This window comes from Geodermatophilus sp. SYSU D00758, from assembly GCF_054049955.1.
Genome location: NZ_JBJGYK010000030.1, coordinates 13,144 through 38,089, shown reverse-complemented (window position 1 = coordinate 38,089; position 24,946 = coordinate 13,144). Strand labels below are relative to the sequence as shown.

25 protein-coding genes are annotated in these 24,946 nt (G+C 76.9%); 16 read left to right on the top strand and 9 right to left on the bottom strand.

What is annotated here, in order from left to right; translation table 11 throughout:
- Positions 1-58: 58 nt before the first annotated feature.
- From ACI8AC_RS18895 to ACI8AC_RS18865, 7 genes are all read left to right on the top strand, one after another.
- Positions 59-2,776, top strand: coding sequence for an AAA family ATPase (locus tag ACI8AC_RS18895; protein WP_456899376.1), 2,718 nt, complete (start codon positions 59-61; stop codon positions 2,774-2,776).
- 118 nt (positions 2,777-2,894) lie between these two features.
- Entirely contained in the window at positions 2,895-3,371 is a 477-nt protein-coding gene (locus tag ACI8AC_RS18890) for a hypothetical protein (RefSeq protein WP_456899375.1), read from the top strand.
- A 57-nt stretch (positions 3,372-3,428) separates the two neighbouring features.
- Positions 3,429-4,544, top strand: a complete 1,116-nt coding sequence (locus tag ACI8AC_RS18885) for a flavin-containing monooxygenase (RefSeq protein ID WP_456899374.1) — start codon at positions 3,429-3,431, stop codon at positions 4,542-4,544.
- Positions 4,545-4,806: 262 nt separating this feature from the next.
- Positions 4,807-5,055, top strand: coding sequence for a hypothetical protein (locus ACI8AC_RS18880; RefSeq protein WP_456899373.1), 249 nt, complete (start codon positions 4,807-4,809; stop codon positions 5,053-5,055).
- A gap of 35 nt (positions 5,056-5,090) precedes the next feature.
- Positions 5,091-6,689 (top strand): molybdopterin-dependent oxidoreductase, encoded by a 1,599-nt coding sequence (locus ACI8AC_RS18875; RefSeq protein ID WP_456899372.1) that lies wholly within the window; start codon positions 5,091-5,093, stop codon positions 6,687-6,689.
- 156 nt (positions 6,690-6,845) lie between these two features.
- Positions 6,846-7,454: an HhH-GPD-type base excision DNA repair protein gene (locus tag ACI8AC_RS18870; RefSeq protein ID WP_456899371.1), complete on the top strand. Its 609-nt coding sequence runs from the start codon at positions 6,846-6,848 to the stop codon at positions 7,452-7,454.
- A gap of 175 nt (positions 7,455-7,629) precedes the next feature.
- Positions 7,630-7,977 carry a DUF3099 domain-containing protein gene (locus tag ACI8AC_RS18865; protein ID WP_456899370.1) on the top strand — a complete coding sequence of 116 codons (348 nt, stop codon included), beginning with the start codon at positions 7,630-7,632 and terminating at the stop codon, positions 7,975-7,977.
- 1 nt (position 7,978) lies between these two features.
- On the opposite strand, the gene ACI8AC_RS18860 is transcribed toward ACI8AC_RS18865, so the two are convergent.
- Both ACI8AC_RS18860 and ACI8AC_RS18855 read right to left on the bottom strand, forming a co-directional pair.
- Positions 7,979-8,842, bottom strand: coding sequence for a carbohydrate kinase family protein (locus tag ACI8AC_RS18860; RefSeq protein WP_456899369.1), 864 nt, complete (start codon positions 8,840-8,842; stop codon positions 7,979-7,981).
- Positions 8,843-8,862: 20 nt separating this feature from the next.
- Complete coding sequence (locus ACI8AC_RS18855) at positions 8,863-9,765, bottom strand: pseudouridine-5'-phosphate glycosidase (protein ID WP_456899368.1); 903 nt, start codon at positions 9,763-9,765, stop codon at positions 8,863-8,865.
- A gap of 98 nt (positions 9,766-9,863) precedes the next feature.
- On the opposite strand from ACI8AC_RS18855, the gene ACI8AC_RS18850 reads away from it, so the two are divergent.
- Positions 9,864-10,094: a DUF3039 domain-containing protein gene (locus tag ACI8AC_RS18850; protein WP_117380005.1), complete on the top strand. Its 231-nt coding sequence runs from the start codon at positions 9,864-9,866 to the stop codon at positions 10,092-10,094.
- 31 nt (positions 10,095-10,125) lie between these two features.
- On the opposite strand, the gene ACI8AC_RS18845 is transcribed toward ACI8AC_RS18850, so the two are convergent.
- The 5 genes from ACI8AC_RS18845 to ppgK all read right to left on the bottom strand — a co-directional run bounded on the left by ACI8AC_RS18845 (position 10,126) and on the right by ppgK (position 17,139).
- On the bottom strand, positions 10,126-11,265 hold the full coding sequence (locus tag ACI8AC_RS18845) for a YihY/virulence factor BrkB family protein (RefSeq protein ID WP_456899367.1): 1,140 nt from the start codon (positions 11,263-11,265) through the stop codon (positions 10,126-10,128).
- Positions 11,266-11,347: 82 nt separating this feature from the next.
- The gene (locus tag ACI8AC_RS18840) at positions 11,348-13,822 is read right to left on the bottom strand and encodes a VanW family protein (protein ID WP_456899366.1); all 2,475 of its coding nucleotides are present in this window, start codon (positions 13,820-13,822) and stop codon (positions 11,348-11,350) included.
- Positions 13,823-13,962: 140 nt separating this feature from the next.
- On the bottom strand, positions 13,963-14,187 hold the full coding sequence (locus ACI8AC_RS18835; protein ID WP_117380019.1) for a DUF7455 domain-containing protein: 225 nt from the start codon (positions 14,185-14,187) through the stop codon (positions 13,963-13,965).
- Between the two features lie 579 nt (positions 14,188-14,766).
- Complete coding sequence (locus ACI8AC_RS18830) at positions 14,767-16,134, bottom strand: RNA polymerase sigma factor (protein ID WP_456899365.1); 1,368 nt, start codon at positions 16,132-16,134, stop codon at positions 14,767-14,769.
- Positions 16,135-16,395: 261 nt separating this feature from the next.
- Positions 16,396-17,139, bottom strand: coding sequence for a polyphosphate--glucose phosphotransferase (ppgK, locus tag ACI8AC_RS18825; RefSeq protein ID WP_117380020.1), 744 nt, complete (start codon positions 17,137-17,139; stop codon positions 16,396-16,398).
- 59 nt (positions 17,140-17,198) lie between these two features.
- Here ppgK and ACI8AC_RS18820 point away from each other — a divergent pair, with 59 nt between their 5' ends.
- Entirely contained in the window at positions 17,199-18,023 is an 825-nt protein-coding gene (locus tag ACI8AC_RS18820; protein WP_456899364.1) for an inositol monophosphatase family protein, read from the top strand.
- A 57-nt stretch (positions 18,024-18,080) separates the two neighbouring features.
- Here ACI8AC_RS18820 and ACI8AC_RS18815 read toward each other — a convergent pair whose 3' ends face one another.
- Positions 18,081-18,629 (bottom strand): LytR C-terminal domain-containing protein, encoded by a 549-nt coding sequence (locus ACI8AC_RS18815; protein ID WP_456899363.1) that lies wholly within the window; start codon positions 18,627-18,629, stop codon positions 18,081-18,083.
- A gap of 60 nt (positions 18,630-18,689) precedes the next feature.
- Positions 18,690-19,736 (bottom strand): phosphotransferase family protein, encoded by a 1,047-nt coding sequence (locus ACI8AC_RS18810; protein WP_456899362.1) that lies wholly within the window; start codon positions 19,734-19,736, stop codon positions 18,690-18,692.
- 313 nt (positions 19,737-20,049) lie between these two features.
- Here ACI8AC_RS18810 and ACI8AC_RS18805 point away from each other — a divergent pair, with 313 nt between their 5' ends.
- From ACI8AC_RS18805 to ACI8AC_RS18775, 7 genes are all read left to right on the top strand, one after another.
- Positions 20,050-20,352 (top strand): DUF4193 domain-containing protein, encoded by a 303-nt coding sequence (locus ACI8AC_RS18805; protein ID WP_117380010.1) that lies wholly within the window; start codon positions 20,050-20,052, stop codon positions 20,350-20,352.
- Positions 20,353-20,423: 71 nt separating this feature from the next.
- Complete coding sequence (locus ACI8AC_RS18800; protein ID WP_456899361.1) at positions 20,424-21,260, top strand: hypothetical protein; 837 nt, start codon at positions 20,424-20,426, stop codon at positions 21,258-21,260.
- Positions 21,261-21,401: 141 nt separating this feature from the next.
- Entirely contained in the window at positions 21,402-21,905 is a 504-nt protein-coding gene (dut, locus tag ACI8AC_RS18795) for a dUTP diphosphatase (protein ID WP_456899360.1), read from the top strand.
- Between the two features lies 1 nt (position 21,906).
- Positions 21,907-22,767 carry a DUF3710 domain-containing protein gene (locus ACI8AC_RS18790; RefSeq protein ID WP_456899359.1) on the top strand — a complete coding sequence of 287 codons (861 nt, stop codon included), beginning with the start codon at positions 21,907-21,909 and terminating at the stop codon, positions 22,765-22,767.
- Complete coding sequence (locus ACI8AC_RS18785; RefSeq protein ID WP_456899358.1) at positions 22,764-23,573, top strand: alpha/beta hydrolase family protein; 810 nt, start codon at positions 22,764-22,766, stop codon at positions 23,571-23,573. Before ACI8AC_RS18790 ends, ACI8AC_RS18785 begins: the two co-directional genes overlap by 4 nt.
- Positions 23,570-23,947, top strand: coding sequence for an OB-fold nucleic acid binding domain-containing protein (locus ACI8AC_RS18780; RefSeq protein WP_456899357.1), 378 nt, complete (start codon positions 23,570-23,572; stop codon positions 23,945-23,947). The genes ACI8AC_RS18785 and ACI8AC_RS18780 overlap by 4 nt, the downstream gene beginning before the upstream one ends.
- Complete coding sequence (locus ACI8AC_RS18775) at positions 23,944-24,801, top strand: DUF3159 domain-containing protein (RefSeq protein WP_456899356.1); 858 nt, start codon at positions 23,944-23,946, stop codon at positions 24,799-24,801. Before ACI8AC_RS18780 ends, ACI8AC_RS18775 begins: the two co-directional genes overlap by 4 nt.
- The last annotated feature ends 145 nt before the right edge of the window (positions 24,802-24,946 follow it).

Sequence of the window (24,946 nt, the reverse complement as noted above, 5' to 3'; positions counted from 1 at the left end):
AAAACCACCGGGATCGCGATTCCCGGACGTGTCCCCGGCGGTCGGTACGGTGCCCGTCGTGCTGACCGGACGGGATGCCGAACGCGCGGCGATCGCTGCGTTGCTCGACGCCGCCCGCACCGGGACCGGTGGGGCGCTGGTGGTTCGCGGCGTGGCCGGGTCGGGCAAGTCGACGCTGCTGACCGACGCGGTCACCGCCGCCGCCGGCATGCGGGTGCTGCGCACCTCGGGGGTGGAGTCGGAGTCCCCGCTGGCGTTCGCCGCGCTGCAGCGGCTGCTGTGGCCGCTGCGCGGCGGCATCGACGCGCTGCCGGCGCCGCAGGCCGCGGCGCTGGGTGCGGCGCTGGGCGAAGCCGCCGGCGACGGCGACCGGTTCCTGGCCTTCCTCGGCACGCTGAGTCTGCTGGCCGACGCCGCCGAGCAGACACCGGTGCTGGCCGTCGTCGACGACGCCCACTGGCTCGATGACGCCTCCGCCGCCGCGCTGCTGTTCACCGCCCGCCGGTTGCAGGACGAGCGCGTGGCGCTGCTGTTCGCCGCCCGCGACGGCGACGCCCGGCGCTTCGACGCCCCCGACCTGCCCACCGTCGTCCTCGGCGGCGTGACCGGGTCCGACGCCGACGCGCTCCTGACAGCGCGCGCCGGGGTCGGCGTGGACCCGTCGGTGCGCGACCAGCTGGTGGCCGGCACCGGCGGCAATCCGCTGGCGCTGGTCGAGCTGGCCGGGGTGCTCACCGGCGAGCAGCTGGCCGGACGGGTGCCGCTGCCGAGCACGTTGCCGCTGACCGGCGGGGTCGAGCGGGCTTTCGGCGAGCGCTATCGCCGCCTCGACGAGCCCGCGCAGCGGTTTCTGCTGGTCGCCGCGGCCGACGACACCGCCCGGCTGACCGTCATCCGCGACGCCGCCGACCGGCTCGCCGCCCACGATGCGGCGCTGGACGCCGTCGAGCGGTCCGGGCTGCTGCGCATCGACGGCGACACCGTCGCCCTCTACCACCCGCTGGTGCGCTCGGCGGTCTACCGGGCCGCGACCAGCGCGCAGCGGCGCGCCGCCCATCGCGCGCTCGCCGCCGTGCTCACCGGCGACGCCGACCGGCGGGCCTGGCACTTGGCCGCCGCCGCCGACCGGCCCGACGAGACCGTCGTCAGCGCCCTCGACGGCGTCGCCGAACGGGCCGCGGCCCGGGGCGGGCACGAGGCGGCGGCCGCCGCCTGGGCCCGCGCTGCCGAACTCACCCCCGGCGGCGGCGACCGCGGCCGGCGGCTGTACCGGGCCGCGTCCTCGGCATGGCTGGGCGCGCACCCGTCCCGGGCGGCCGCGCTGGCGCAGGCCGCCGCGGCCGACATCGGCGAGCCGGTGCTCCGCGCGCGGCTGCTCGTGCTGCAGGGGCAGATCGAGTGGAACACCCGCTCGCTGCACGACGGCTACGACCTCATCCTGCAGGCCGCCGAGGTCGCCGCCGGGGCCGACGACGCGCTGGCCCGGCAGCTGGCCATGCTGTGCGCGTCGCTGTCGGGATTCGGCGCCCGGTCGCCGCGGACGTTCGACCCGGTCGCGCTGGTACCCCAGCCCCCGCCGGACGCGCCGACCGCGGCGCGGGTGGCGTTCGACCTGATGCACGGGTTCCGCGCGCTCGGCCGCGGGGACTACGCCGCCGCCGGCGCGTCGTTCGGTGAGGCGTTCGCCCGGACCGACGCCGAGCCGCTCGAGGACGACCACGTCCTGCAGCCCAACCTCGCGATCGCCGCGTGGCTGATCGACGACGACGAGCGCAGCCTCCGGCTGCACGAGAACCAGCTCACCGCCGCCCGCCGCGCCGGGGCGCTCAGCATGGTCGAGCACGCGCTGACCCGCGGCTTCTACGCCCAGATCGCGATGGGAGCGTGGGGCAGGGCGGCCGCCGCTGCGGACGAGGCGCTGCCGCTGGCGGCCGGCACCGGGCACCCCGGCATGACGGCGCTGCCGATGGTGCAGCAGGCCCTGGTCGCCGCCCTGCGCGGAGACGCCGCCGCCGACGACCGCCTGGCCGAGGCCGCCGCGATCCGCGAGCGGCATCCGGTCGGCATCACCGACAGTCTCGTGGTCGGCGTGACGCACTGGGCCCGCGCCCTGCGCACCGCCGCCCAGCCGGCCACCGCGGTGCACCACCTCACGCAGGTGTCCGGGCCGGCGCTGCGCCGCCTGGCAGCGCTCGACCTGTTCGACCTCGCCTTCCGCGCCGGGCGCCTCGACGTCCTGCGCGCCTGGCTGGAGGAGGTGGCGGCCTTCGCCGAGGGCACCGGCACCCCGAGCGCGCTCGCGGCCGCCGAGCACGGCCGCGCGCTGGTGGCCGAGGGGGCCGACGCCGAAGCGCACTTCGAGGCGGCGCTGACCGCGCACGCGAAGTCGCCGCGGTCACCCGATCGCGCCCGCACCGAACTGGCCTACGGCGAGTACCTGCGCCGGGCACGGCGGCGGGTCGACGCCCGCGAGCACCTGCGCACCGCCCTGGCGCTGTTCGAGGAGCTGGGCGCAACCCCGTGGGCCGAGCGTGCCGCGCAGGAGCTGCGGGCCTCGGGCGAGACCGCCCGCCGCCGCGACGTCACCACCGCCACCGACCTCACCGCACAGGAACGCCAGGTGGCCGCGCTCGTCCGGCAGGGACTGTCCAACCGCGACGTCGCCGCGCAGCTGTTCGTCAGCCCCCGCACCGTCGACTTCCACCTGCGCAACGTGTTCAGCAAGCTGGCCGTGACCTCCCGTGCCGAGCTGACCGCGCTCCCGCTCCAGCTCTGACGCCGACCGTCGCCGGGTGCAGCGCCCGGCGACGAAACCTGGCGATTTCCCCGGCGAGAGGCCGGCGGCCCCGCTCCTAGCGTCCGGTGCGGATCAAGCACCGACCGAGGAGGCCCCGATGACCGCCGCTCCCGCCGCTCCCGCCGCTCCGGCTGCGACCGGCTACCGCCCCGGCGTCCGCGGCGCGCTCACCCGCCGCTGGCCGGCCGCCCTCGGTGCCATCGCCGCTGTGAACAGCTTCGTGCTCGTCGCCCGGCTGCCCGCGTCCGCGCAGGCCTGGATCAGCGCCTGGTGCGTGTTGCTGGCTGCGGTCATCTATCTGACCTGGGGCACCGTCCGCGGCGACCTGACCGACCGGCGGCTGCTGACCGCGCAGACCGCGGCCGTGCTCGGCTTCGGCGCGGTCGCGCTCGCCGCGGTCGCCGTCGACCCGGCCGCGGCCCGCTACCTGCTCGCCGCCGGCTGGCTCGCCCACGCCGCCTGGGACGTCGCCCACCACCGCCTCGGCCGGGTCGTGCCCCGCTGGTACGCCGAGACATGCCTGGTCGCCGACCTCGTCCTCGCCGCCGCGCTGCTCACCGTCGGCCTCGTCTGAACGCCCGCGTGTCACGCGCCCACCCCCTGCCCACCCGTCGCCCTGTCAGGAGATCCCATGCCCACGCCACGCTCCACCGCCGACGAGGTCCTCGACGTGCTCGTCATCGGCGCCGGCCAGGCCGGCCTCGCCCTCGGCCACCAACTCGCCGCCCGCGGCACCGACTTCCTGCTTGTCGACGCCGGCCCCGAGATCGGCTCCTCGTGGCGGAACCGCTGGGACTCCCTGCGGCTGTTCAGCCCCGCCCGGTACGACTCGCTGCCCGGCCTGCCGTTCCCCGCCCCCGCCGACACCCATCCCACCAAGGACGACGTCGCCGACTACCTGGCCACCTACGCCGCCCACTTCGCCCTGCCGGTCCGGCTGAGCACCCCGGTGACTCGGCTGCACCGCGAAACCGACGGCACCTTCGCCGCCAGCACCCCGATCGGCACGCTGCGCGCCCGGCAGGTCGTGGTCGCCACCGGTCCGTTCCAGACCCCGCACATCCCTGCCCTCGCCGACCGCCTCGACCCCGGCGTGCCGCAGCTGCACAGTGCCGGCTACCGCAACCCGACCCAGCTGCCCGGCGGCGGCCGGGTGCTCGTCGTCGGCGCCGCCAACTCCGGCCTGCAGATCGCCGCCGAGCTCGCCGCCACCCAACCGGTCACCGTCGCCGTCGGCACACGGCCGACCGAGCTGCCCCAGCGGTTCGCCGGCCGCGACCTGTTCTCCTGGTTGACCCGCTTCGGGCTCTTCACCGTGCCGACGCACACCCGCATCGCCCGACGGCTACGCGCCCGCGGCGACATCGTCATCGGCACCCGCAGCCAGACCCTCCGCCGCCGCGGCATCGACTTCCGCCCGCGGCTGGCCGACCTCGCCGGCCGCACCGCCACCTTCGCCGACGGCAGCACCGCCACGGTCGACGCCATCGTGTGGGCCACCGGCTACCGGCCCGACCACTCCTGGCTGCACGTCCCCGGCGTCGTCGTCGACGGCGCCGTCCGTCACGAGGGCGGGGTCACCGACGTGCCCGGCCTGTACTTCCTCGGCCTGCCCTGGCAGACCTGCCGCGGCTCGGCACTGCTCGGCTTCGTCGGCGCCGACGCCGCTGCCCTCTCCGACCGCCTGGCTGCCGACGCCAGCCAGCCGCGGCCCTCGCCGGCGATCCCGGCGGTTTCGCCGGCGTGACACGGCCGCCGCCTTCCTAGCGTCGCCCGCAGCACACCCGTCCATCCCGCCGCCGGTCCGCTGAGGAGGAACCGGTGTCCACCGTGACGCTGCCACCGCGGACCGTGCCGGCCACCCCCGCACCGAGCACCACCGATGCCGCGATGGTCCGGTTCCTCACCGGCTGGGCCGCCACGTTGCTGCCGCTGCTGGTCGCCGTGATCGCCCTGGAGCTCGGCTGGTCGCTGTTCGGCGCGACGCCTGGCCGGTCGCCGGTGCCCTCGTGGGCGGCTGGACGCTGGTCGCGGCCGGCTGGCTGCGCCGCCGGGGTTGGCCGGACGGCGCCGTGCTCGTCGCGCCAGGAGCTCCGGCGGCCGTGCTGGCCGGACCGGCCGCGCTGGGCTGGCTGTCTTCGGCCGGGCTCGTGCTGTGGGGGCCGGTGAGCACCGTGCTGGTCGTGGCGCTGGTCATGGCCGCACAACCGCCGGCTCCGGACGCCCCACCCGCGGGCGAGCCTCCGACCCGCGACTGACCACCCCGACCGATCCAGCATCCGAGGAGCTTCCGATGAGCGCCCACGCCACCCGCCCCACCGTCGGCCTGCTCGCCGGGCTGCTGGCCGCGGCGGCCGGAGAGATCACCGCCGCCGCTACCAGCCGCGGCCGCTCTCCGTCCTCCGGCCTGGCCCGGGGTCTGGTCGACGCCGCACCGGCGATGCTGGTCGACGGCGGCGTCGCCCTCGTCGGCCGCGCGGACAAGCCCGGCCTGGCCGTGCTCGCGGCCGGCACCAGCGGCCTGCTCGCCGCCGCCGGCGGCACCCTGGCCCGCCGACGGCCGCTGCTCGGCGCCGCCATGGCGGCCGCGCCGCACGCGCTCGGCGGCTACCTCGCCGTGCGCCGCGGCGACGCCTCCACGCGGGACACCGCCACCGCCACCGCCGCCGGCATGCTCACCGCCGCGACCGCCGTCGCCCCGATGCCGGTGCGCCCGCCGGCGGTGGTCGCCGCCACCGCCGCCGCCGCGCTCACGGTCGCGGCCGCCGACCGGCGGTCCCGACGCCACGCCGCCGCCGCGCTGCGCGACCGGGTGACGCTGCCCGCCCCTGCCCAGCCGCTGCCGCCGGTGCCCGCCGCCGACGCCGCACCGCACCCCGGTGTCGCCCCGCTGCTGGCTCAACCCGGCGAGCTGGTCGTCATCGACGTGACCGTGCCCGAACCGCGCACGGACCTCGACGCCTGGCGACTCCAGGTGGACGGTGAGGTCAAGCAGCCGTTGTCGCTCACCCTGCCCGAGGTGCTCGCGCTGCCGCTGGAGGAGCGCGACCTTCTGATGGTCTGCGTGCACAACCCGGTCGGTGGCACCCGGATGGGCTGCGCCCGGTGGACCGGCATCGGCCTGGCCGACCTGCTCGAGCAGGCCGGTGTCCACGACGACGGCTGGCTGGTCGCCGAGGCCGTCGACGGCTACACCAACGTGCTGCCGCTGGACGTCGCCCGCTCCCACGGCTTCCTCGCCGTCGGCATGGCCGGCCAGCCGCTGCCTCGCGAGCACGGCAGCCCCGCCCGGCTGCTCGTCTCCGGCCGGCACGGGCAGGACGGCAACCTCAAGTGGCTGCGGCGCCTCACCATCACCACCACCCCGCCGCTGTCGTACTGGGGCTCCCGCGGCTGGTCTGACGGCACCTACCCGGTGCACCCGGCCGCCCGCATCGACACGCCCGGCGCGCACGGCCACGCCCACCCCGGCGAGGTGACGATCCGCGGCTACGCCTGGGCGCCGCCTGTCGGGGTCGACCGCGTGCAGCTGCAGATCGACGGCGGTTCGTGGACCGACGCCACCCTCGGGGTCGACCTCGGCCCGGACGCCTGGCGGCCGTGGACGGCCCGTTGGAGGGCCACGCCCGGTACCCACCGGTTGCGCGTCCGCTGCCGCGCGACCACCGGCCAGTGGCAGGAGGAGACGACCACAACACCCTTCCCGCACGGCGTGCGCGGCCTACACGTCGTCACCCTCCACGTCGGCGGCAGTCCCGCCGGGCCAGCGCTGCGCCGGCTGGTCGCCCTGGGCGTCACCCGTGCGAGCTGGGCGGTCCGGAGTGTCGCCGCATGGCGTCATCCAGAGCCCGGCGGTCCAGCTGCAGCCCGGCCCGCCGATCCAGGCACCTGACCACACGCACCGCCACCTCCCCAGACCAGTCACTTCGGCTGTTCTGCTCCGCTCACACGAGGGTGTTCCGACCAGCGGCCGCCCCTGGCCTCACAGCAACGCACCGTCGGGACGCGGGGTGATTGCGGTAGGGCCGCTCTGCGGCACCATCCCCGTGTGCCGACCCTCCGCATCTCCCAGGACGACGCCGCCGACGAGCTGCTCAGCCGCGACCCGCTCGCGCTGCTGATCGGCATGCTGCTGGACCAGCAGTTCCCCATGGAGCGGGCCTTCGCCGGGCCGCGGCTGCTGGCCGACCGGATGGGCGCGGACCCCCTCTCGGCCGCCGCCATCGCGGACGCCGACCCGGAGCAGCTCGCGGCCTGGTTCCAGGGGCCGCCCGCGGTGCACCGGTACCCGGGCTCGATGGCGGCGCGCGCCCAGGCCGTGTGCCGGCTGCTCGTGGAGCGCCACGACGGCCGCACCGAGGCGCTGTGGGAGGACGCCCCCGACGGGGCGACCCTCCTGCGTCGGATCAGGGGGCTGCCCGGGTTCGGCGCGCAGAAGGCGAGGATCCTCGTCGCGCTGCTGGGCAAGCAGTACGGCGTCACCCCGCCGGGCTGGCGTGAGGCGGCCGGGGAGTACGGCGCCGAGGGCGCCACCCGGTCGATCGCGGACGTGACGGGTCCGGAGTCGCTGGCCGCCGTCCGCCGGTTCAAGCAGGAGGCCAAGCAGGCCGCGAAGCAGGCCGCCGGGCAGCGGGCGGGGGCGGCCGCGACCCCCTGAGACGGGGTCGCGGACGGGGCGCCGGGACGACTGCGTGGCCCGCGATCCAGTGGCACGATGGGTAGCCGGACCCCGGGCTGCGCCGGGACCCGGACGCCGTCGGGACGCCGGGCTCCGCAGCCCGTGGAGGAGTCCGCCGGGCGGCGCACCCGCCGCGGCGGAGGGGAGGAAGCCCGTGGCCTCGAGCCAGCAGCCCGCGCGATCCCGTCGACCGGACCCGGTGCTCATCACCGAGGCGGAACCGAGCCTGGCCGACCAGCACGCCGCCCGGAAGCGGCGCTACGTGATCACCATGGCGGTGCGCGCCCTCAGCCTGGTGCTGGCCGCCGTCTTCTACCAGACCCTGTGGCTCGCCGTGATCTTCGCCGTCCTCGGGACCGTGCTGCCGTGGATCGCCGTCCTCATGGCCAACGACCGGCCGCCCAAGAAGAAGCTCGACGTCCACCGCTACAACGCCCCGCGGCCCGACCGGATCCTGGAGAACCCCGCGCGGCCGGGAGCGGGCCGGGTCATCGATCACTGAATCAGCGGGCGCCCGTGCCGGCCACCACCTCCGCGGCACGGGCGAGGCCGGCGTCCAGCGCGCGCGACGGGTCGCCGTCCCGGTCGGTCAGCCACACCGACAGCAGCCCGGCGGCGAACGCGTCGCCGGCCCCCGTCGTGTCGACCACGGCCGCCGGCAGCGCCGGCCGGTGCACCAGCCGGTCACCGGCGGCCCACAGGGCGCCGTCGCCGCCCAGGGTCACCACGGCCACCGGGTGGCGGGCGGCCAGGGCCCGGGCGGCGTCGGCCGGGTCGGCGCACCCGGTGAGCAGCCGCGCCTCGTCGGCGTTGGGCAGCACGAGGGTGGCCGCCGCGGTGTCGGCCAGCCAGCGCCCGACGCCGTAGCGGGCCAGCGGGTCCGCCGAGGCCGGGTCGACCGACACGGTGCAGCCGGCGCCGGCCGCCGCGGCCAGCGCGGCCAGCCCCGCCGGCCTCGAGCGGGGGTCGAGCAGCGTGTAGCCCGACAGGTGCAGGTGCCCGCCGGGCACCGGGCACGGCACGTCGGCCGGTTCCAGGGCCAGGTTCGCGCCGCGGTCGGCCAGCATGCTGCGCTGCCCGCCCGGCTCCACGAGGCTGATGATCGTGCCGGTCGGCTGCCCGGGAACCACCCGCACGGCCGGCCGCACGCCGGCCCCCGCGAGCTCCGCGAGCAGCGCCGTCCCGGCCGGGTCGTCGCCCACGCACCCGGCCAGGACGACCGGCGTCCCCAGCCGGGCCAGGTGGACGGCGACGTTCGCCCCGGCGCCGCCCCCGCGCGTGCGGATGGCCGCGGGACGGTCCGAACGGGGCGCCGGCTCGCCCGCGAGGACGGCGACGACGTCGGTGGCCAGGTCGCCGACCACCACGAGGGCCGGCTCGCGCGCGCTCAGCGGGCCGCCCCGGCGAGGGCGGCCGCGATCCGCCCCGCGAGCTCGGCGTTGCGCAGGACCAGCCGGACGTTGACCGCCAGGGTCGCGCCCTCGCTGGCCCGGTGCAGGTGGTCGAGCACGAACGGCGTGACCTCCTTGCCGCGGACCCCGTACGCGTCGGCCGCGGCCAGCGCGTCGGCGATCACCCGGTCGTGCAGGTCGCGGTCGAGCTGCTCGTCCTCCGGGAGGGGGTTGGCCACGACCACCGCCCCGGGGGAGAGGTCGCGGCGGGCGGTGAAGACGGCGGCCGCCTGCGCCGGGTCCGCGACCGACCAGTCGACCGCGGACCCGGAGTCGGCCACGTAGAAGCCCGGGAAGGTGCGGGTGCGGTAGCCGACGACGGTCACCGACAGGGTCTCCAGCCGCTCCAGGGTGGCCGGGACGTCGAGGATGGACTTCACCCCCGCGCACACGACCACCAGCGAGGTGCGGGCCAGCGCCACCAGGTCGGCGGACTCGTCGAAGGTGTCGGCGGACTGCCGGTGCACCCCACCCAGCCCGCCGGTGGCGAACACCGCCACGCCGGCGCGCTCGGCCAGCAGGGCGGTGCTGGACACGGTGGTCGCCCCGGACAGGCCGAGGGCGGTGGCGACCGGCAGGTCCCGGACGCCGAGCTTGGCCAGGTCGGGGTCCCCGCAGACCCGGTCGACCTGCTCGGCGGTCAGCCCGACGTGGGGGACGCCGTCCAGGACGGCGACCGTGGCCGGGACCGCCCCGCCGGCCCGGACCGCGGCCTCCACCTCGTCGGCGGCGGCGCGGTTGTCCGGGCGCGGCAGGCCGTGCGCGAGCAGGGTGCTCTCGAGGGCGACGACCGGTCGGCCGCTGCCGAGCGCCTCGGCGACCTCGGGGGAGAGCCGCACGGCGGCGGGGGGTCGGGCGGGAACGGACCGGCTCGCGGGTTGCACCCTGCCATCATGGTGGGCAGGCACCCGTCCGCCGACGACCAGGGAGCACCCGCGTGAGCAACACCGACCTCCTCGAGAAGCCCGACGTCCGCGAGGGCGACACCGGCAACGCCAACGAGGTCTTCCACTACGTCAAGAAGAACAAGATCGCCGAGAGCGCGGTCATGGGCACGATGGTCGAGGCGCTGTGCGGCGAGGTCTTCCCCGTGACCAAGTCGCCCAAGCCGGGCAGCCCGGTGTGCCCGGCCTGCAAGGAGGTCTACGAGCAGCTGCGCAAGGACTGACCGCGCGAGCACCCGGCGACCGCCGGTCGCGTCACAGCAGGTCCATCCGCCGGGCGCGCTCGAGCTTGGCCGCCCGGCGGGCCTGCCGGCGCTTGAGGTGCCGTCGCAGCGGGGCCGGCCAGCGCGCCTGGACCGTGGCGTTGAGCTCGGCGCCGAGCAGCACGGACATCCCGAAGAGGAAGCAGAACAGCAGCGCCGCGATGGGGGTGGCCAGCGCCCCGTACGGCAGCGTGGCGGTGAGGATGTCGGCCACGTAGGTGCGCAGCAGCAGCGCCGACACCACGAAGAACGCCACCGCCAGGAGGGTGCCCGGCAGGTGCCGGTGCCAGGGCAGCCGGCGCGGGAGCACCACGTGGTAGAAGCTGGTCAGCGCGAGCACCAGCCCCACCAGCACCAGCGGCCAGTAGACCGCGTTGACCAGCACGGTCGCGGTGGCCTGCCAGCCCTCCGGCAGGAGGGAGACCAGCACCCCGCGGCCGAGGACCAGCAGCGGCAGCATGAGCACCGCGAGCACGAGCCCGATGACGAACAGCCACAGCGCCATGAGCCGGGTGGCGATGGGCCCGCGCACGTCGCGCTGGTCGTAGGCGATGACCACGGTGTTCATGAACGTCGCCGTCGCCGAGGACCCCGCCCACAGGGACAGCAGGAAGCCGACGCTGACCAGGTCCAGCCGCCCGGACCCGAGGATGTCGGCGAGCGTGGGCGCGACGAGGGAGTCCACCACGTCGGGGGTCAGGACCTCCGACGAGGCGCCGAGCAGCTGGCTCTCGATCTCGGCGACCGAGCCGGCCCCGATGAAGGTCCCGAGGTAGCCCAGCGAGCCCAGCAGCCCGATCAGCAGCGGCGGGACGGAGAGGATCTGCCAGAAGGCCGCCTCGGCGGACAGCCCGAGGATGCGGTCCTGCCAGGCCTTGGCGAGGGTCCTGCCCAGCACCTCCAGCGGGATCCGCACCGGCCGCGGCCAGCGGGCCAGCCGGCCGGGCCGGTCGCCGTCGGCCACGGGGCGCGCGGTCGCCCCCGAGCCGCCCGCCGGGTCGCGGTGCCCGTCGGCCGCCCCCGGGTGCCGGTCGTCCGGACCCGGGTGCCCGTCGGCCGTGCCCGGGTGCCGACCGGCGGAGGGCGCGACGCCGTCGCCGGTGCGGGGCTCCCCGGGCAGCACGGCGCTCACCTGCCCAGTGTGCACGGCACCGCCGGGGCGGGCGGGGCGCCGAGGCCCTGCGGGGGACGGCGCCCCCCGGTCGGGCGAGCGGTCAGGCGGGGACCGGCGGCGTGCGGCGGCGGGCCGGTGCGCCCGGACGACGGCCCGCCGGGGCCGGCGCCGAGGCCGGGGTGGTGCCGTCCGGGGCCGTCCCGGTCCCGGGCTCGGGCTCCGGCGGGACGCACCGGATGATCGGCTCGGCGGCGTAGCGGGTCCGGAAGTCCTCCCGGCGCAGCTCGTTGCCCTGGAGGTCGTTGAAGACGCGGGTCACGGTGATGTCGAACCCGGTCGTGCCGTTGGACGGGCTGCAGTCGCCGTCGTCGGGCTTCTCCTGGACCACGGGCTGGCGGATGTTGTACCGGTCGCTGCTGACCGACTCGATCTCGTACCGCTTGGTCCCGTAGAAGCTGACCGTCAGCGAGCTCGGCGTCCACTGGGTGTCGACGTAGACGCCGGTGTCGCTGTCGTTGCGGAACTCCAGGTCGATCGAGTCGTAGTAGACGGTCGCCTCCCGCCCGGCGGGGTAGCGGCTGATGTAGTAGCTGTGCGGCTTGTGGTAGACGTCCTCGAGCCCGGCGAAGAAGACGGCGTTGAACAGCGTCGTCGCGACCTGGCTGACGCCACCGCCGACCGCGGTGGTGAACTCGCCGTTGTTGATGACGCCGGCGGGGACGTAGCCCTGCGCCTCGGTCCGCGGGCCCGTGTAGTCGTTGAGGCTGAAGGTCTCCCCGGGCCGGATGATCGCGCCGTCGATCTCCCCGGCGGCCACCCGGATGTTGGTGCCGCTGGCCGCGCTGGTGAAGTTCGTCGTGAAGGTGCTGATCTGCTCCCGGATGCCGAGGGCCTCGGCGTCGGCGGTGGAGAACCCCGGGGCCACCGGACCGAGCTCGGCGGTGACCGTGCGCGGCGCCGGCTCCGGGAGGACGTCGCGCAGCTGGGTGGCCAGCGCGTCCGGGTCGACGCCGGTGCCGTCGACCGAGGGCACGATGGAGACCTCCTCACCCGCGACCTCGAAGCGGGCGTCCTCGGCGGGGGTGCCGAAGGCGGAGAAGCCGTCGCCGACCGCCTCCTGCAGCGCCGCCGGGTCGAGCGCCACGGCGAGCTCGCCGTCGTCCTGCGGCGTGAAGGTGAGCGAGGCGGCGATCGCCTCGGGCGGGACCACGGCCGAGGCGCCGCCGTCCTGGCTGGTGACCGTGACCGGCGCGGCCAGACCCGGGGTGACGACCTCGTCGAGCACCCGCCGCGCCTCCTCGGCGTCGACGCGCACGGGGATCGTCTCCACGGGCAGCTCGATGGGGGTCGCGGGGTCGCCGCCGTCGGCGAGGAACTCGGTGACGGTGTCGGCGGCGCCCTCCCGGTCGAGGGTGCGGCCGTCGACCGGGTCGACGACGCGCGCGTCGGTGCCCTCGACCGCGATCGTGGCGTCGACCGGCGCACGGTCCACCTGCTCGGCGAGGGCGTCGATCTGTGCGGCGAGCGCGGTCTCCTCCCCGGTCATCACCGGGTCGACCTCGCGGTCGTCGAAGAACGTGGTGAGCCGGGTCCAGGGGTTGAGCGGCTGGTCGGTGGCGGCGTCGACCGTGGCGTCGACGTCCAGCGTGATCCCGGCGGTCGCCGGGGAGAGCGTCGCCTCCACGTCGTCGGCGACCACGACGTGGTCGGCGGCGACCCGCGGCGCCAGCTCGGTCTCGAGCGTCTCGGCCGCGGCCGCCGGGCTCAGGCCGCCGAGCTCGACGCCGGCCACGACGGTGTTGCGCGGGACGTCCCCGCCGGCCACGAGCAGGTCCACCCCGTACGCGCCGCCCAGCAGCGCGAGGGCGGCGACGGGGGCCAGCACGACCGGGCGGCGCCACCAGGGCCGCTGCGGCGCGCCGTCGCTGCCCGGCTCGCCGGGGCCGCCGTTCCCGGGACCACCGCTTCCGGGGCCGCCGTTCCCGGGGCCGCCACCGTCCGCGCGGCTGCCGACTGCGCCGTCACCGTCCTGCCCCGGAGCACGGGAGGCGGGGACCTCGCCGCCGACGGGGCCGCCGACGGGGCCGCCGACGGGCTCGCCGCTGTCGCCGGCGCCCGGGGGCGCCACGGAGGGGCGGTCCTCCACCGGCTCGGTCCGCGCGGTCGGCGGGTCGTCCGCGGCCGCCGCCGCGCCGGCGGGGGAGGCGCCGGCAGCCGGCGGCTCGGGCGCGGCACCCGGGCGGGTGCCGGGGGCGAAGCGGATGTCCTGGGTGCTGCTGTCGTCGTCCGGGTCGCCGGCAGCCGGCGGCTCGGGCGCAGCGCCGGGGCGGGTGCCGGGGGCGAAGCGGATGTCCTGGGTGCTGCTGTCGTCCTCGGGGTCACCGGCGGTGGCGGCCTCGGGTCGCGCCGCTGCCGGGGCGGCCGGCTCCGCGGCGTCGCCGGCGGCCTCCACGGGGCCGCGGTCGCGCGGCACCGGCCGGGTGTCGTCGGCACCCGGCGCGTCGTCCGGGGTCGGCGCGCCGGTGGACGGCCCGGCGGCAGGGGACCGGGTGGCAGGGGACTGGGAGGAGGACATGGGATCTCCGGGTGGGCGTCGACCGGGGGATCCCGGGAACGACGGAGCCGCCGGGTCCCCGCCCGCACAGGGCGGGCCGGGGACGCCGGCGGCGTCGTCGGGTGAGGCCTTCATCGCTGTGAGCGACGATAGCGCCTCGCTCAGCGGCTGAGGTGCTGCTCGCCGTCCGTCTCGATGATGTCGACGGCGATGTCACGCAGCTTGCCCTCGTACTCGCGGGCGTGGTGCCCGCAGAAGACGAGGTCGCTGCCGCTGGCGAGGACCACCCGCACCTTGGCCAGCGCACCGCAGCGGTCACAGTGGAAGGGAACGACCAGGTCGTCGGCGGGCGGGGTCGTCGTCAGCGTCTGGGTCATCTGGGTCATCACTCGCTCTCTACCGCACGGACCCGCGGCTGCGGATCGGCCTCCTGCACAGCGTCAGCGGGTGGCCCTGTGTTCCCGGTCCTCCGGGCCGGCCCGGGCTTCCCGGTCCGGGCCCCGGGGCCGCTGGTGTGCGGTGGACCGGACCAGCAGGGACTCACTGTGTCGTGCTCGGTCTGTCGTGGTCGTTGGTCGGGGTCGTGCTCGTCACTGCTCGTGCGCCGGTCGTCGTCCGGCCGGGTGGGTCCGCTGCTGTCTCGACGACGTCCACGCTACGCCGCTTACCCGGCGGGTGACGGCGTACACGACCGCGGCCGCCCGACGGGGTGAGATCGTGACCCATCCGATACAGAGACCGGTGCCGACGGCGTCCCGGCCGGTCAGGGGTCCGCGCCGTGCGCCGGCCCGCCGCCCGGCCCGGGAGGTGCGCGACCGGTGCGCCCCGCGGCCGTGGCGCACATCACCCCCGGCGCGTCCCGGTGCCGACCCGTCGCCCGCCCCGGGACGACGACGGCCCCCGACCCGGGTGGGTCGGGGGCCGTCGCGGTGCCGTGCCGGACCGGCCGCGCAGCGGGTCCTCTTTCAGTCGAGGTAGTCGCGCAGCACCTGGGACCGGCTCGGGTGCCGCAGCTTCGACATCGTCTTCGACTCGATCTGCCGGATCCGCTCCCGGGTGACCCCGTAGACCTGGCCGATCTCGTCGAGCGTGCGCGGCTGGCCGTCGGTGAGGCCGAACCGCAGCCGGACGACGCCGGCCTCCCGCTCCGACAGCGTCTGGAGGACGCTGGTCAGCTGGTCCTGCATGAGCGTGAAGCTCACCGCGTCGACGGCCACGACCGCCTCGGAGTCCTCGATGAAGTCGCCGAGCTGGCTGTCGCCCTCGTCGCCGATGGTCTGGTCGAGGCTGATCGGCTCCCGGGCGTACTGCTGGATCTCCAGCACCTTGTCCGGGGTGATGTCCATCTCCTTGGCCAGCTCCTCCGGGGTGGGCTCGCGCCCGAGGTCCTGGAGCAGCTCGCGCTGGATGCGGCCGAGCTTGTTGATCACCTCGACCATGTGCACCGGGATGCGGATGGTGCGGGCCTGGTCGGCCATGGCGCGGGTGATGGCCTGGCGGATCCACCACGTCGCGTAGGTCGAGAACTTGTAGCCCTTGGTGTAGTCGAACTTCTCGACGGCGCGGATCAGGCCGAGGTTGCCCTCCTGGATGAGGTCCAGGAACGCCATGCCGCGGCCGGTGTAGCGCTTGGCGAGGGAGACCACGAGCCGGAGGTTGGCCTCGAGCAGGTGGTTCTTGGCGCGCTCGCCGTCCCGCACGATCCAGTTGAGGTCCCGGCGCATCTGCGGCGAGAGCTTCTGGCCCTCCTCCTCGGCCTGGCGCAGCCGCTCGGCGCCGTAGAGCCCGGCCTCGATGCGCTTGGCGAGGTCGACCTCCTCCTCGGCGTTGAGCAGCGCGACCTTGCCGATCTGCTTGAGGTAGGCGCGGACGGAGTCGGCCGAGGCGGTCAGCTCGGCGTCCTTGCGCGCCTGCCGGAGCGCCTCGGACTCCTCCTCGTCGTCCCACTCGAAGTCGGCGGCGTCGGCCTCCTCGGCCGCCTCGCCCTCGACGGCGGCGCCCTCGGCGACCCCGTCGGGGCCGGCCACGACCGTCTCGTCGAGCTTGAGACCTTCGGGGCCCGCGTCGACCACCGCGACCGCGGAGTCCTCGGTGGCGACGGCGGTCAGCACCGCGCCCTCACCGGAACCGGGGGAGGGGGTGATGCTCGGCTTCGTCCGGGTGGTCTTCGCGGCGGACTTCGCCGCCTGGGTCCCGGTCTTCTTCCGGGGCGCCGCGGCGCCCCCAGCGTTTACCGGTGCGCTGGTCCGGGAGGCCCGGGAACCGGCGGCGACAGCCTTGGCGCGTGTGGTGCTCGCGGCGGCTGAGTCCGGTGTTGACTGGTCGGCGGGCACTCAGGTTCCTTCCCGTGCTGGGTGCGTTCCCCAGGAGGCCGTGTGGTCCCCGGGCAGCGGCCTCGCCGACGTCCGCTGCGGAGAGCGCCGCACCGACCGGGTTTCACCGGCGGGTGAGCGGGGGATGTCTCTCGGTCGGGAGCGACGGGGCGGGGCTCCTCCATTGTAACGACGCTCTCGGCCGAAACCACCGTCGTGATGACCCCGATGGGGCGCCGGGACACCCTGCCGGGTGCCCGGCACGGCGTCCCGGCGGCGCCGTCACTGCCCGATGCGCTCCTCGGCGGCCAGGGCGGCGCCGACGATCCCGGCGTCGTTGAGCAGCTGGGCGGGCACCACCGGGGTCCGGGTGGACAGCAGCGGCACCCACTTGTGCGACTTCTTGCTCACCCCGCCGCCGACGATGATCAGGTCGGGCCACACGCCGGCCTCGAGCACGTCGAGGTACCGGTCCACCCGCTTGGCCCACTCCGGGTAGCTGAGGTCCTCCCGCTCCCGGGCGGACGCGGAGGCGCGGCGCTCGCCGTCCTCCCCGTCGACCTGGATGTGGCCGAACTCGGTGTTCGGCACCAGCACGCCGTCGGTGAACAGGGCGCTGCCGATGCCGGTGCCGAAGGTGAGCATGAGGACGACGCCCCGCTTGTCGCGGCCGGCGCCGTAGCGCATCTCGGCCAGGCCCGCCGCGTCGGCGTCGTTGAGGGTCTGCACGCCGTCGGGGAGGACCGCGTCCAACCCCTGGGCGACGTCGGTGCCCAGCCAGCTCTTGTCGACGTTCGCGGCCGTGTGGGCGACGCCGTGCTTGAGGACGCCGGGGAAGGTGACGCCCACCCGCCCGGTCCACTCGAAGGCCGAGACCACCTCGGACACCACGGCGTAGACCGCCTGCGGCATCGCCGGCTGCGGCGTCTCGATCCGCACCCGCTCGCCCTGCAGCTCGCCGCGGTCGAGGTCGACCACGCACCCCTTGATCCCGCTGCCACCGATGTCGACCCCGAAGCCCAGCACGCGGCCAGGGTAGTGACCCGGACCCGCGGCGCACCCCTCTGGCGGGCAGGATCGTGCGGGTGACCCCCCTCCCGGACGCCCCGCCCCCCGACCCGGCCGCGCTGCTCGAGCTCGCCGTCGACGTCGCCCGCGAGGCCGCCGGCCTGGTGGCCCGCGGCCGCGCCTCGGCTGCCGAGCAGGTCGACGTGAAGTCCAGCCCGGTCGACCTGGTCACCGCGGTGGACCGGGCCTGCGAGGAGCTCGTCGTCCGCCGGCTGCTCGGCGCCCGGCCGGACGACGGCCTGCTGGGGGAGGAGGGCGGCGAGCGCACCGGCACGAGCGGGGTGCGCTGGGTCGTCGACCCCATCGACGGCACCACCAACTTCGTCTACGGGCTGCCGGCCTACGCGGTGTCCATCGCCGCGGAGGTCGACGGGCGGGTGGAGGCCGGCGTGGTGCTCAACGCGGCCACCGGGGAGCTGTGGTCGGCCACGCGGGGCGGCGGCGCCACCCTGCGGGCCGGGGGCGCCGACCCGGTGCCGCTGGCCGTCGGGGCCCCGGCGTCCCTCGGGCGGGCGCTGGTCGCCACCGGGTTCGGCTACGGCACCGAGCAGCGCCGGGTGCAGGGCGCGGTCGTCGCCGAGCTGCTGCCGCAGGTGCGCGACATCCGCCGGAACGGGTCGGCCGCCCTCGACCTGTGCTCGGTGGCCGCCGGCCGGGTCGACGCCTACTACGAGCTCCACCTCAACCCGTGGGACTTCGCCGCCGGCGCGCTGGTCGCCGCCGAGGCGGGCGCGGTGGTCACCGGCCTGCCCGGCCGGCCCTTCGCGCAGCCGCTGGGCATCGCGGTGGCGCCGTCGGTGGCCGAGCAGTTCGTGGCCCTGCTCGACCGCCTGCACCCGTAAGGACCCTCCTGCCCCCCACCGCTCCCAGGCTCGCGGCGGGGCCCTGCAGGAGGGCCGTCAGCAGGCGGCGGCGGCGCTGGAGACGGTGCTGAGGGCCGCGGAGACCTGCTCCGGCGCCGCGAGGCTGTCGGGGAACACGAACTCCGGGCCCAGCACGAGGTCCACCTGGGCGGTGGCGCGGGTGTCGAGGTAGTCCCCCACGCCGGGGACGAACAGGCCGAGGAAGGCCGCGGCGTCGTTGCCGCGCGGGCCGTGCCGGATCTCGCCGGGCCCGGTCACCTCGCGGTCGCTGGGGTCGTTGGCGATCTCCCCGACCACGAAGCCGCGGTTCTGCAGCTCCTCGGCCACCTGCTGGGCGAGCCCGGCCTGGTCGGTGGCGTTGAAGATCCGGACCGACAGGGTGCTCGGGTCCAGCGAGGGGGGCGCCTGGGCCGCCGTCGTGCAGGCCGCCTCCTGGGCGGCCTGGCGGTCCTGCTCGTCGGACAGCACGTTCCACCACACCGCGAGCGCCGCGAGGGCGAGCACGAAGAGGAAGATCAACGGCGGGATCGGTCGCCGGCCGCTGCGCGGGCGCACCGTGGGACGGTCGGTGGGCGGCGCGGTCACGAGCTGGGATCCCCCCTCGGCGGCGGACGGTCGGCGGGAGTCTAGGGCCGGCGCGACCGGCTAGATCGCACCGTCGTCGAGCGCGGCGCGTCCGCGCTCGACGCACGGGTCGATGCGGTCGGCGTAGCCGGAGGTGTCCTTCCCGGCCATGGCGCCGGCAGCCGACCGGGCCACGATCCCGGCCACGATGGCGGCGAACTTGAAGTACGCGAACCCGACGTACCAGGACAGCTCCGCGAGGTCCAGGCCGGTGCGCTGCGCGTACCGCTCGGCCACCGCCGCGCGGTCGGGGAAGCCGGGCAGCGCGGTCACCGAGCTCTGCGTCGCCGGGAGGTCCTCACCGGCCTCGGGCCAGTACACGAGCATCAGCCCGAGGTCGGCGAGCGGGTCGCCGAGGGTGGACATCTCCCAGTCGAGGACGGCGCGGATGCGGCCGGGCGTCCCCGGGTCGAGCAGGCAGTTGTCCAGCCGGTAGTCGCCGTGCACGATGCCGTCGCGCTGGGTCCGCGGGACGGTCTCGGCCAGCCGGGCGGCCAGGGCGTCCATACCCGGGCGGTCGCGGTCGCGGGTCGCGTCCCACTGCTTGGTCCAGCGCCGCACCTGGCGGGCCATGAAGCCCTCGGGCCGGCCGAAGTCCCCGAGGTCGACCGCCTGCGGGTCGACCGCGTGCAGGTCGGCCAGCACGTCGACCAGGCCCTCGCCGATCGCCAGGCGCTGGGCGGGCTCGTCGGCGTAGCCCGGCGGCAGCTCGGTGACCACGTGGACGCCGACGACGCGCTCCATCACGTAGAAGGGCGCACCGAGGACGCCGGTGTCCTCGCACAGGTGCAGCGTGCGCGGCACCGGCACCGGCGTGGGCACCAGCGCGGAGATGACCCGGTGCTCCCGCGCCATGTCGTGCGCGGTCGCCAGGACCGCACCCGTCGGTGGCCGGCGGAGGATCACGGCGTCCTCCGGCGGGCCGCCGGCCGGGGTGACGACGTAGGTGAGGTTGGACATGCCGGCGGCGACCATCTCGACGGTCACGGACCGCCAGCGGTCGTCGGCGAACACGGAGGCCAGGTAGGGGCCCACGACGGCCGGGTCAGCACCCACGGGAGTCGACACCGGCGCAGGGTAACCTCTGGCGCTCCGCACCCCCGACACTCCTGCCCGGGCCCCGCGGGTGCCGGCCCCCGGGGCCGGGCACAAACCGGGCCCGGACGACGTTGGGGGGTCCGCCGGTCGCATCCGGTGCCGGTCCCGCCCCCGGGCGGGCACCGGCCGGGCGCGCACGGCAGGCAGACGCCGGTACCCGCGCACGCGGGCCGCCGGCCCCGGACCACGGTCGCCCCGGTGACCGACCAGGTCGGCGGCCCGGCCGCCGACGAACGATGCGGGCCTCGCCGCCCGCGAGAACCCCGGAGGAGGGGCACACCCCATGGCCACCGACTACGACGCCCCGCGCCGCAACGAGGCGGACGAGCTCGGCGAGGACTCCCTCGAGGAGCTCAAGGCGCGCCGGGCCGAGGCGCAGTCCTCGTCGGTCGACGTCGACGAGACCGACTTCAACGAGAACCTCGAGCTCCCCGGCGCGGACCTGTCCAACGAGGAGCTCACCGTCCGCGTCCTCCCCAAGCAGGAGGACGAGTTCACCTGCTCGCGGTGCTTCCTCGTGCAGCACCGCAGCCGGCTGGCCGCCACCAAGGGCGAGCAGCTCTACTGCCGCGACTGCGCGGCCTGAGGGAGCCCGTCCCCCTCGCCCCTCGTAGGCTCGGGGACGGGGCCGCAGGGGACTCGACCGAGGAGGACCGGGTGACGGAGCAGGGGGAGCGGACCGCCGAGGTCCGCGACGTCCCCCCGCCCCGTCCGGTCGCGCCCGCGGCCGGTACCGCCCCGGACGCCGAGGGCCCGGCCGCCCGGGCCGGGCGGCTGCTCGCCGACGCGGTCGGCGGGCTGCTCGGCCGGCGCGTCCCGGCCGCCGCCGTCCTGCGGGACGTCGCCGCAGCGGTCACCACCGCGGCCCGCCGGGTGGCCGCCGCGACGCCCCCGGCCGAGGGCACCGGCCGGTTCCCGGGCGCGGTGGTCGGCGACCTGCTCGCCGCGGCGGCGCCGCACCTGCCCGTCCGGGACGCCGCGGCGCTGCGGGCCGAGCACCCCGGCCTCTCCGACGACGAGATCGCCGACGCCCTCGTCGCCCGCACGGCCCGGCTCACGACGGCGATCGGCGCGGCGACCGGCGGGCTCTTCGCCGCGCACTGGCTGGCCCCGCCGTCCCTGGTGGCGCTGCCGCTGGAGCTCGGGGCCGAGACGGCCGCGGTGGCCGCCGTCGAGGTGGTGCTGGTCGCCGAGCTGCACGAGCTCGCCGGCCGCCCCGCGCCCGGGGACGCGCGGGCCCGGGCGGCCGCCTACCTCTCCGCCTGGACCGACCAGCGGGCCGTCGACGGCGAGCCGGGCGCCGGCATCCCCTCGGTCCTCGGGGCGGCGGGGCTGCGCGCCCTGCAGCGACAGGTGGGCCGCCGGCTGGCCGGCAGCCTCCCGGTCGCGGCCCCGTTCCTGGTGGGGGCCGCCCTCGGCGGGCACGCCAACCGCCGGGCCACCGAGACCCTCGGCCGCCGGTTGCGGGCCGACCTCCGGCGGCACCTGCCCTGAGGCGCCGGGCCCCGCGCCCTGCCCTCCGGCGCCGGGTCCGCGCCCTGCCCTCCGGCGCCGGGTCCGCGCCCTGCCCTCCGGCGCCGGGTCCGCGCCCTGCCCTCCGGCGCCGGGTCCGCGCCCGCGACTAGGGTCGCCGACGTGCCCGACGCCACCCTTCCCCGCCCCGCCGCGCCGGGGCCCGAGGTGGAGGTCCCGGTGACGCTGTCCCCGGAGGCCGTCGTCCCCGCGTACGCCCTCCCCGGGGACGCCGGGGCCGACCTGGCCATCGCCTGCGACCTCGAGCTGGCCCCCCTGCAGCGGGCGCTCGTGGGCACCGGGGTGGCCGTGGCCATCCCGGAGGGCTACGCCGGGTTCGTGCACCCCCGCTCGGGCCTGGCGCACCGGCTGGGGCTGAGCCTGGTCAACGCCCCGGGCACCGTCGACGCCGGGTACCGCGGGGAGATCAAGCTGAACCTGGTCAACCTCGACCCCACCACGCCCCTCACCCTGCGCCGCGGCGACCGGGTCGCCCAGCTGGTCGTGCAGCCGGTGGTGCGGGCACGGTTCGTGCCCGTCGAGGAGCTGCCGGCCAGCGCGCGCGGCACGGGCGGGCACGGGTCGACCGGCGGGCACGCCGAGACCTCTGCGAAGGGACGCCCCTGACATGCCGTTCGGACGGCGACGCAACCGGATCGACCGCAGCCTCCGCGAGCGCGGGGTGCCGCCGGAGCCGCAGCACCGGCCGCGCGAGGTGGAGGAGACCACCGGCCCCTGGGACGAGGCCGACGCCCCGGACGACGGCCTCGCCCGGGTCGACCTCGGCTCCCTGCGGGTGCCCGCCATACCGGGGACCGAGCTGCGGGTCGACGTCAACCCGCAGCAGAAGGTGGTCGGCGCAACCCTCCGGCAGGGGGAGTCGCTGCTGCAGGTGTCGGCCTTCGCCGCGCCCCGCGCCGCCGGGATCTGGGACGACGTCCGCGCCGACCTCGCCCGCAGCGCCTCCGGCCAGGGCGGCTCGCTGCGGGAGGTCGACGGCCCGTTCGGCCCCGAGCTGGCCGGCACGGTGCTGGCCACGCCGCTGCCGCAGCCGGGCCAGAACGCGCCGGCGCAGAAGGTCCGCCGGCCCGCCCGCTTCCTCGGCGTGGACGGCCCCCGCTGGTTCCTCCGCGGCATGATCACCGGGCCCGCCGCGGCCGGCCCGGAGGCGGCCGGGGCGCTGGAGGAGGCCTTCCGGCAGATCGTCGTCGTCCGCGGGTCCGAACCCATGCCGGTGCGCGAACAGCTGCCCCTGACCCTCCCGCCGCAGGCGGCCGCGCAGATCGCCGCGCAGGCCGCGGCCCGCCAGCAGGCGGCCCGGCCCGGCGTGCGGCCGCCGGCCGGCGCCCCGCGCCCGGCACCGGCCGCCGCCCCGCCCCGCGCCGCACCACCGACCGCCGCACCACCGACCGCCGCACCACCGACCGCCGCACCTCCGGCGACGCCGCCCGCCCCACCGGCGACGCCGCCCGCCCCGCCGACCGCGTGAGCGCCCGCACCGTGGCCTACGGGCCGCACCCCGACCAGTTCCTCGAGCTGACGCTGCCGGCCGGGCACGGTCCCGCCCCGGTCGCCGTCGTGCTGCACGGCGGGTTCTGGCGGGCCGCGTACGGCGTCGAGCTCGCCCGGCCGCTGGCCGCGGACCTCGCCTCGGCCGGTCTCGCCGCGGTCGCCGTCGAGTACCGGCGGGTCGGAGCCGGGGGCGGGTGGCCGCACACCCTCGCCGACGTCGCCGCGGCGCTCGACGCGCTCGCCGACCTCGACGAGCGCCTCTCCCTCGACGGCCGCCTCGTCGTCGACGAGGTCGCGGTGGTGGGGCACTCCGCCGGCGGGCACCTCGCCGCCTGGGCGGCCGGGCGGCACCGGCTGCCGCCCGGGGCCCCCGGCGCCGGCCCGCGGGTCCGCGTCGCGCGGGCCGTCCTGCAGGCCGGGGTGCTCGACCTGGCGCGGGCGGCCCGGCAGGGCATGGGGGACGGCGCGGTCGCGGCGTTCCTGGGCGGCGGCCCGGACGACGTCCCCGACCGGTACGCCGCCGCCGACCCGGTGCGGCTGCTGCCGACCGGGGCCGAGGTGCTCTGCGTGCACGGCACCGCCGACGACCGCGTCGCGCCGGAGCAGAGCAGCCGGTACGCCGACGCCGCCACCGCGGCCGGCGACCGGGTCCGGGTCGACCTCGTCGAGCGCGCCGACCACATGGTGCTCATCGACCCGGGTAGCCGGCCGTGGGCCCTCGCGCGCGACTGGCTGTGCCACCGCGGCCAGGAGCGCGACGGCCGATCTACCCTCGAACCGTGACACAGACCCGTCCGGGAGGGTGGCTCGCCCGCACCCTCCAGCGGCTCACCGCCGACGACCACACCATCGACGCGGAGCGGCTCCGCGAGGAGTCGGCCACCGCCGGCTGCGAGGCGGTCAGCGCCTGCCGCAAGGGTGCGGTGGTGACCGTGACCGGTCGGCTCAAGTCGGTGGTCTACACCCCGCGGGAGACCGTCCCGACCCTCGAGGCCGAGCTGTTCGACGGCTCGGGGTCGGTCACCCTGGTGTGGCTGGGCCGGCGCCGCATCCCCGGGATCGAGCCGGGCCGCCGCCTCACCGCCTGCGGTCGGTTCGGGTCCTTCGACGGCCGCCAGGTCATCTACAACCCGCGGTACGAGCTGAGCGCCGGGTGACCGATCGGCCCGAGGGGGAGGGGCGCCCCTCCCCGGGGGACGCCGCGCCGCCCGACGACACGGTCGTCTTCGACCGCCACCTCGTCCTCGACCAGCTCGGCGGCTGGCGCGGCATGCTCGACGCCACGCTGCCGACCATCGCCTTCATCGTCGCCAACTCACTGGGCGGCCTGCGGGTCGGGATCTGGAGCGCGCTGGGGGCTGCGCTGCTGGTCTTCAGCCTGCGGCTGGCGCGCCGCGAGAGCGTGCAGCAGGCCCTCAGCGGGGTGTTCGGGGTCGCCGTCGCGGTGGGCATCGCCGCCTGGTCGGGGCAGGCCCGCGACTTCTTCGTCCCCGGCCTGATCCGCAACGCCGCGCTGGGCATCGTGCTGATCGGGTCCATCGCCGTCCGCTGGCCGCTGGTCGGCGTGGTCGCCGAGTTCCTCGCCCCCAGCCACCTGGGCGCCATGGCGTCGCACTCGCTGCCCGGGCTGCGCCGCCGCATCGACCGGGTGAACGCGACCCTCCACCACCGCCCGCCACCGGACCCGCGGACCGGGGCCCGCCCTCGGGACCCCGTCGCCGAGCGGCACTGGCGGGACGACCCGCGGATGCTGCGGGCCTACAGCTGGCTGACCCTGCTCTGGGGCGGGACCTTCCTGGTCCGTGTCGTGGTGCAGTGGGTCTTCTACCGCGCCGACGAGGTGGAGCTGCTGGGCACCGTCTCGCTGGTGCTCGGGCTGCCGGTCACCGCCGCGGAACTGCTGCTCACCCTGTGGGTGGTGGCCCGGCTGCACCGGCACCGGGTGGAGCCGGCCGGTGCCGAGCCGCCCGGCGAGGGGGACGACGGCCACGCCGCGCGCCCGGCCGCCTGACCTCCGGGCCCGCGCCCGATCCCCGCGGTGATCACGGGGTTGTGGCCGGCTCGTCCGGCGTGTCGACCCGTGTCCCCGGCAAGACGCCCATGATCACGGCGGAGGGGGACGGCGGACGGGAGGGGAGGGTGAGCGGGGTCCTGCG

Excerpts from the sequence above, each read along its gene's own strand:
- ACI8AC_RS18790 (WP_456899359.1), top strand. The coding sequence starts at position 21,907 with ATGCCGTTCGGACGGCGACGCAACCGGATCGACCGCAGCCTCCGCGAG.
- ACI8AC_RS18885 (WP_456899374.1), top strand. The coding sequence starts at position 3,429 with ATGCCCACGCCACGCTCCACCGCCGACGAGGTCCTCGACGTGCTCGTC.
- ACI8AC_RS18875 (WP_456899372.1), top strand. The coding sequence starts at position 5,091 with ATGAGCGCCCACGCCACCCGCCCCACCGTCGGCCTGCTCGCCGGGCTG.
- ACI8AC_RS18840 (WP_456899366.1), bottom strand. The coding sequence starts at position 13,822 with ATGTCCTCCTCCCAGTCCCCTGCCACCCGGTCCCCTGCCGCCGGGCCG.
- ACI8AC_RS18890 (WP_456899375.1), top strand. The coding sequence starts at position 2,895 with ATGACCGCCGCTCCCGCCGCTCCCGCCGCTCCGGCTGCGACCGGCTAC.
- ACI8AC_RS18805 (WP_117380010.1), top strand. The coding sequence starts at position 20,050 with ATGGCCACCGACTACGACGCCCCGCGCCGCAACGAGGCGGACGAGCTC.
- ACI8AC_RS18835 (WP_117380019.1), bottom strand. The coding sequence starts at position 14,187 with ATGACCCAGATGACCCAGACGCTGACGACGACCCCGCCCGCCGACGAC.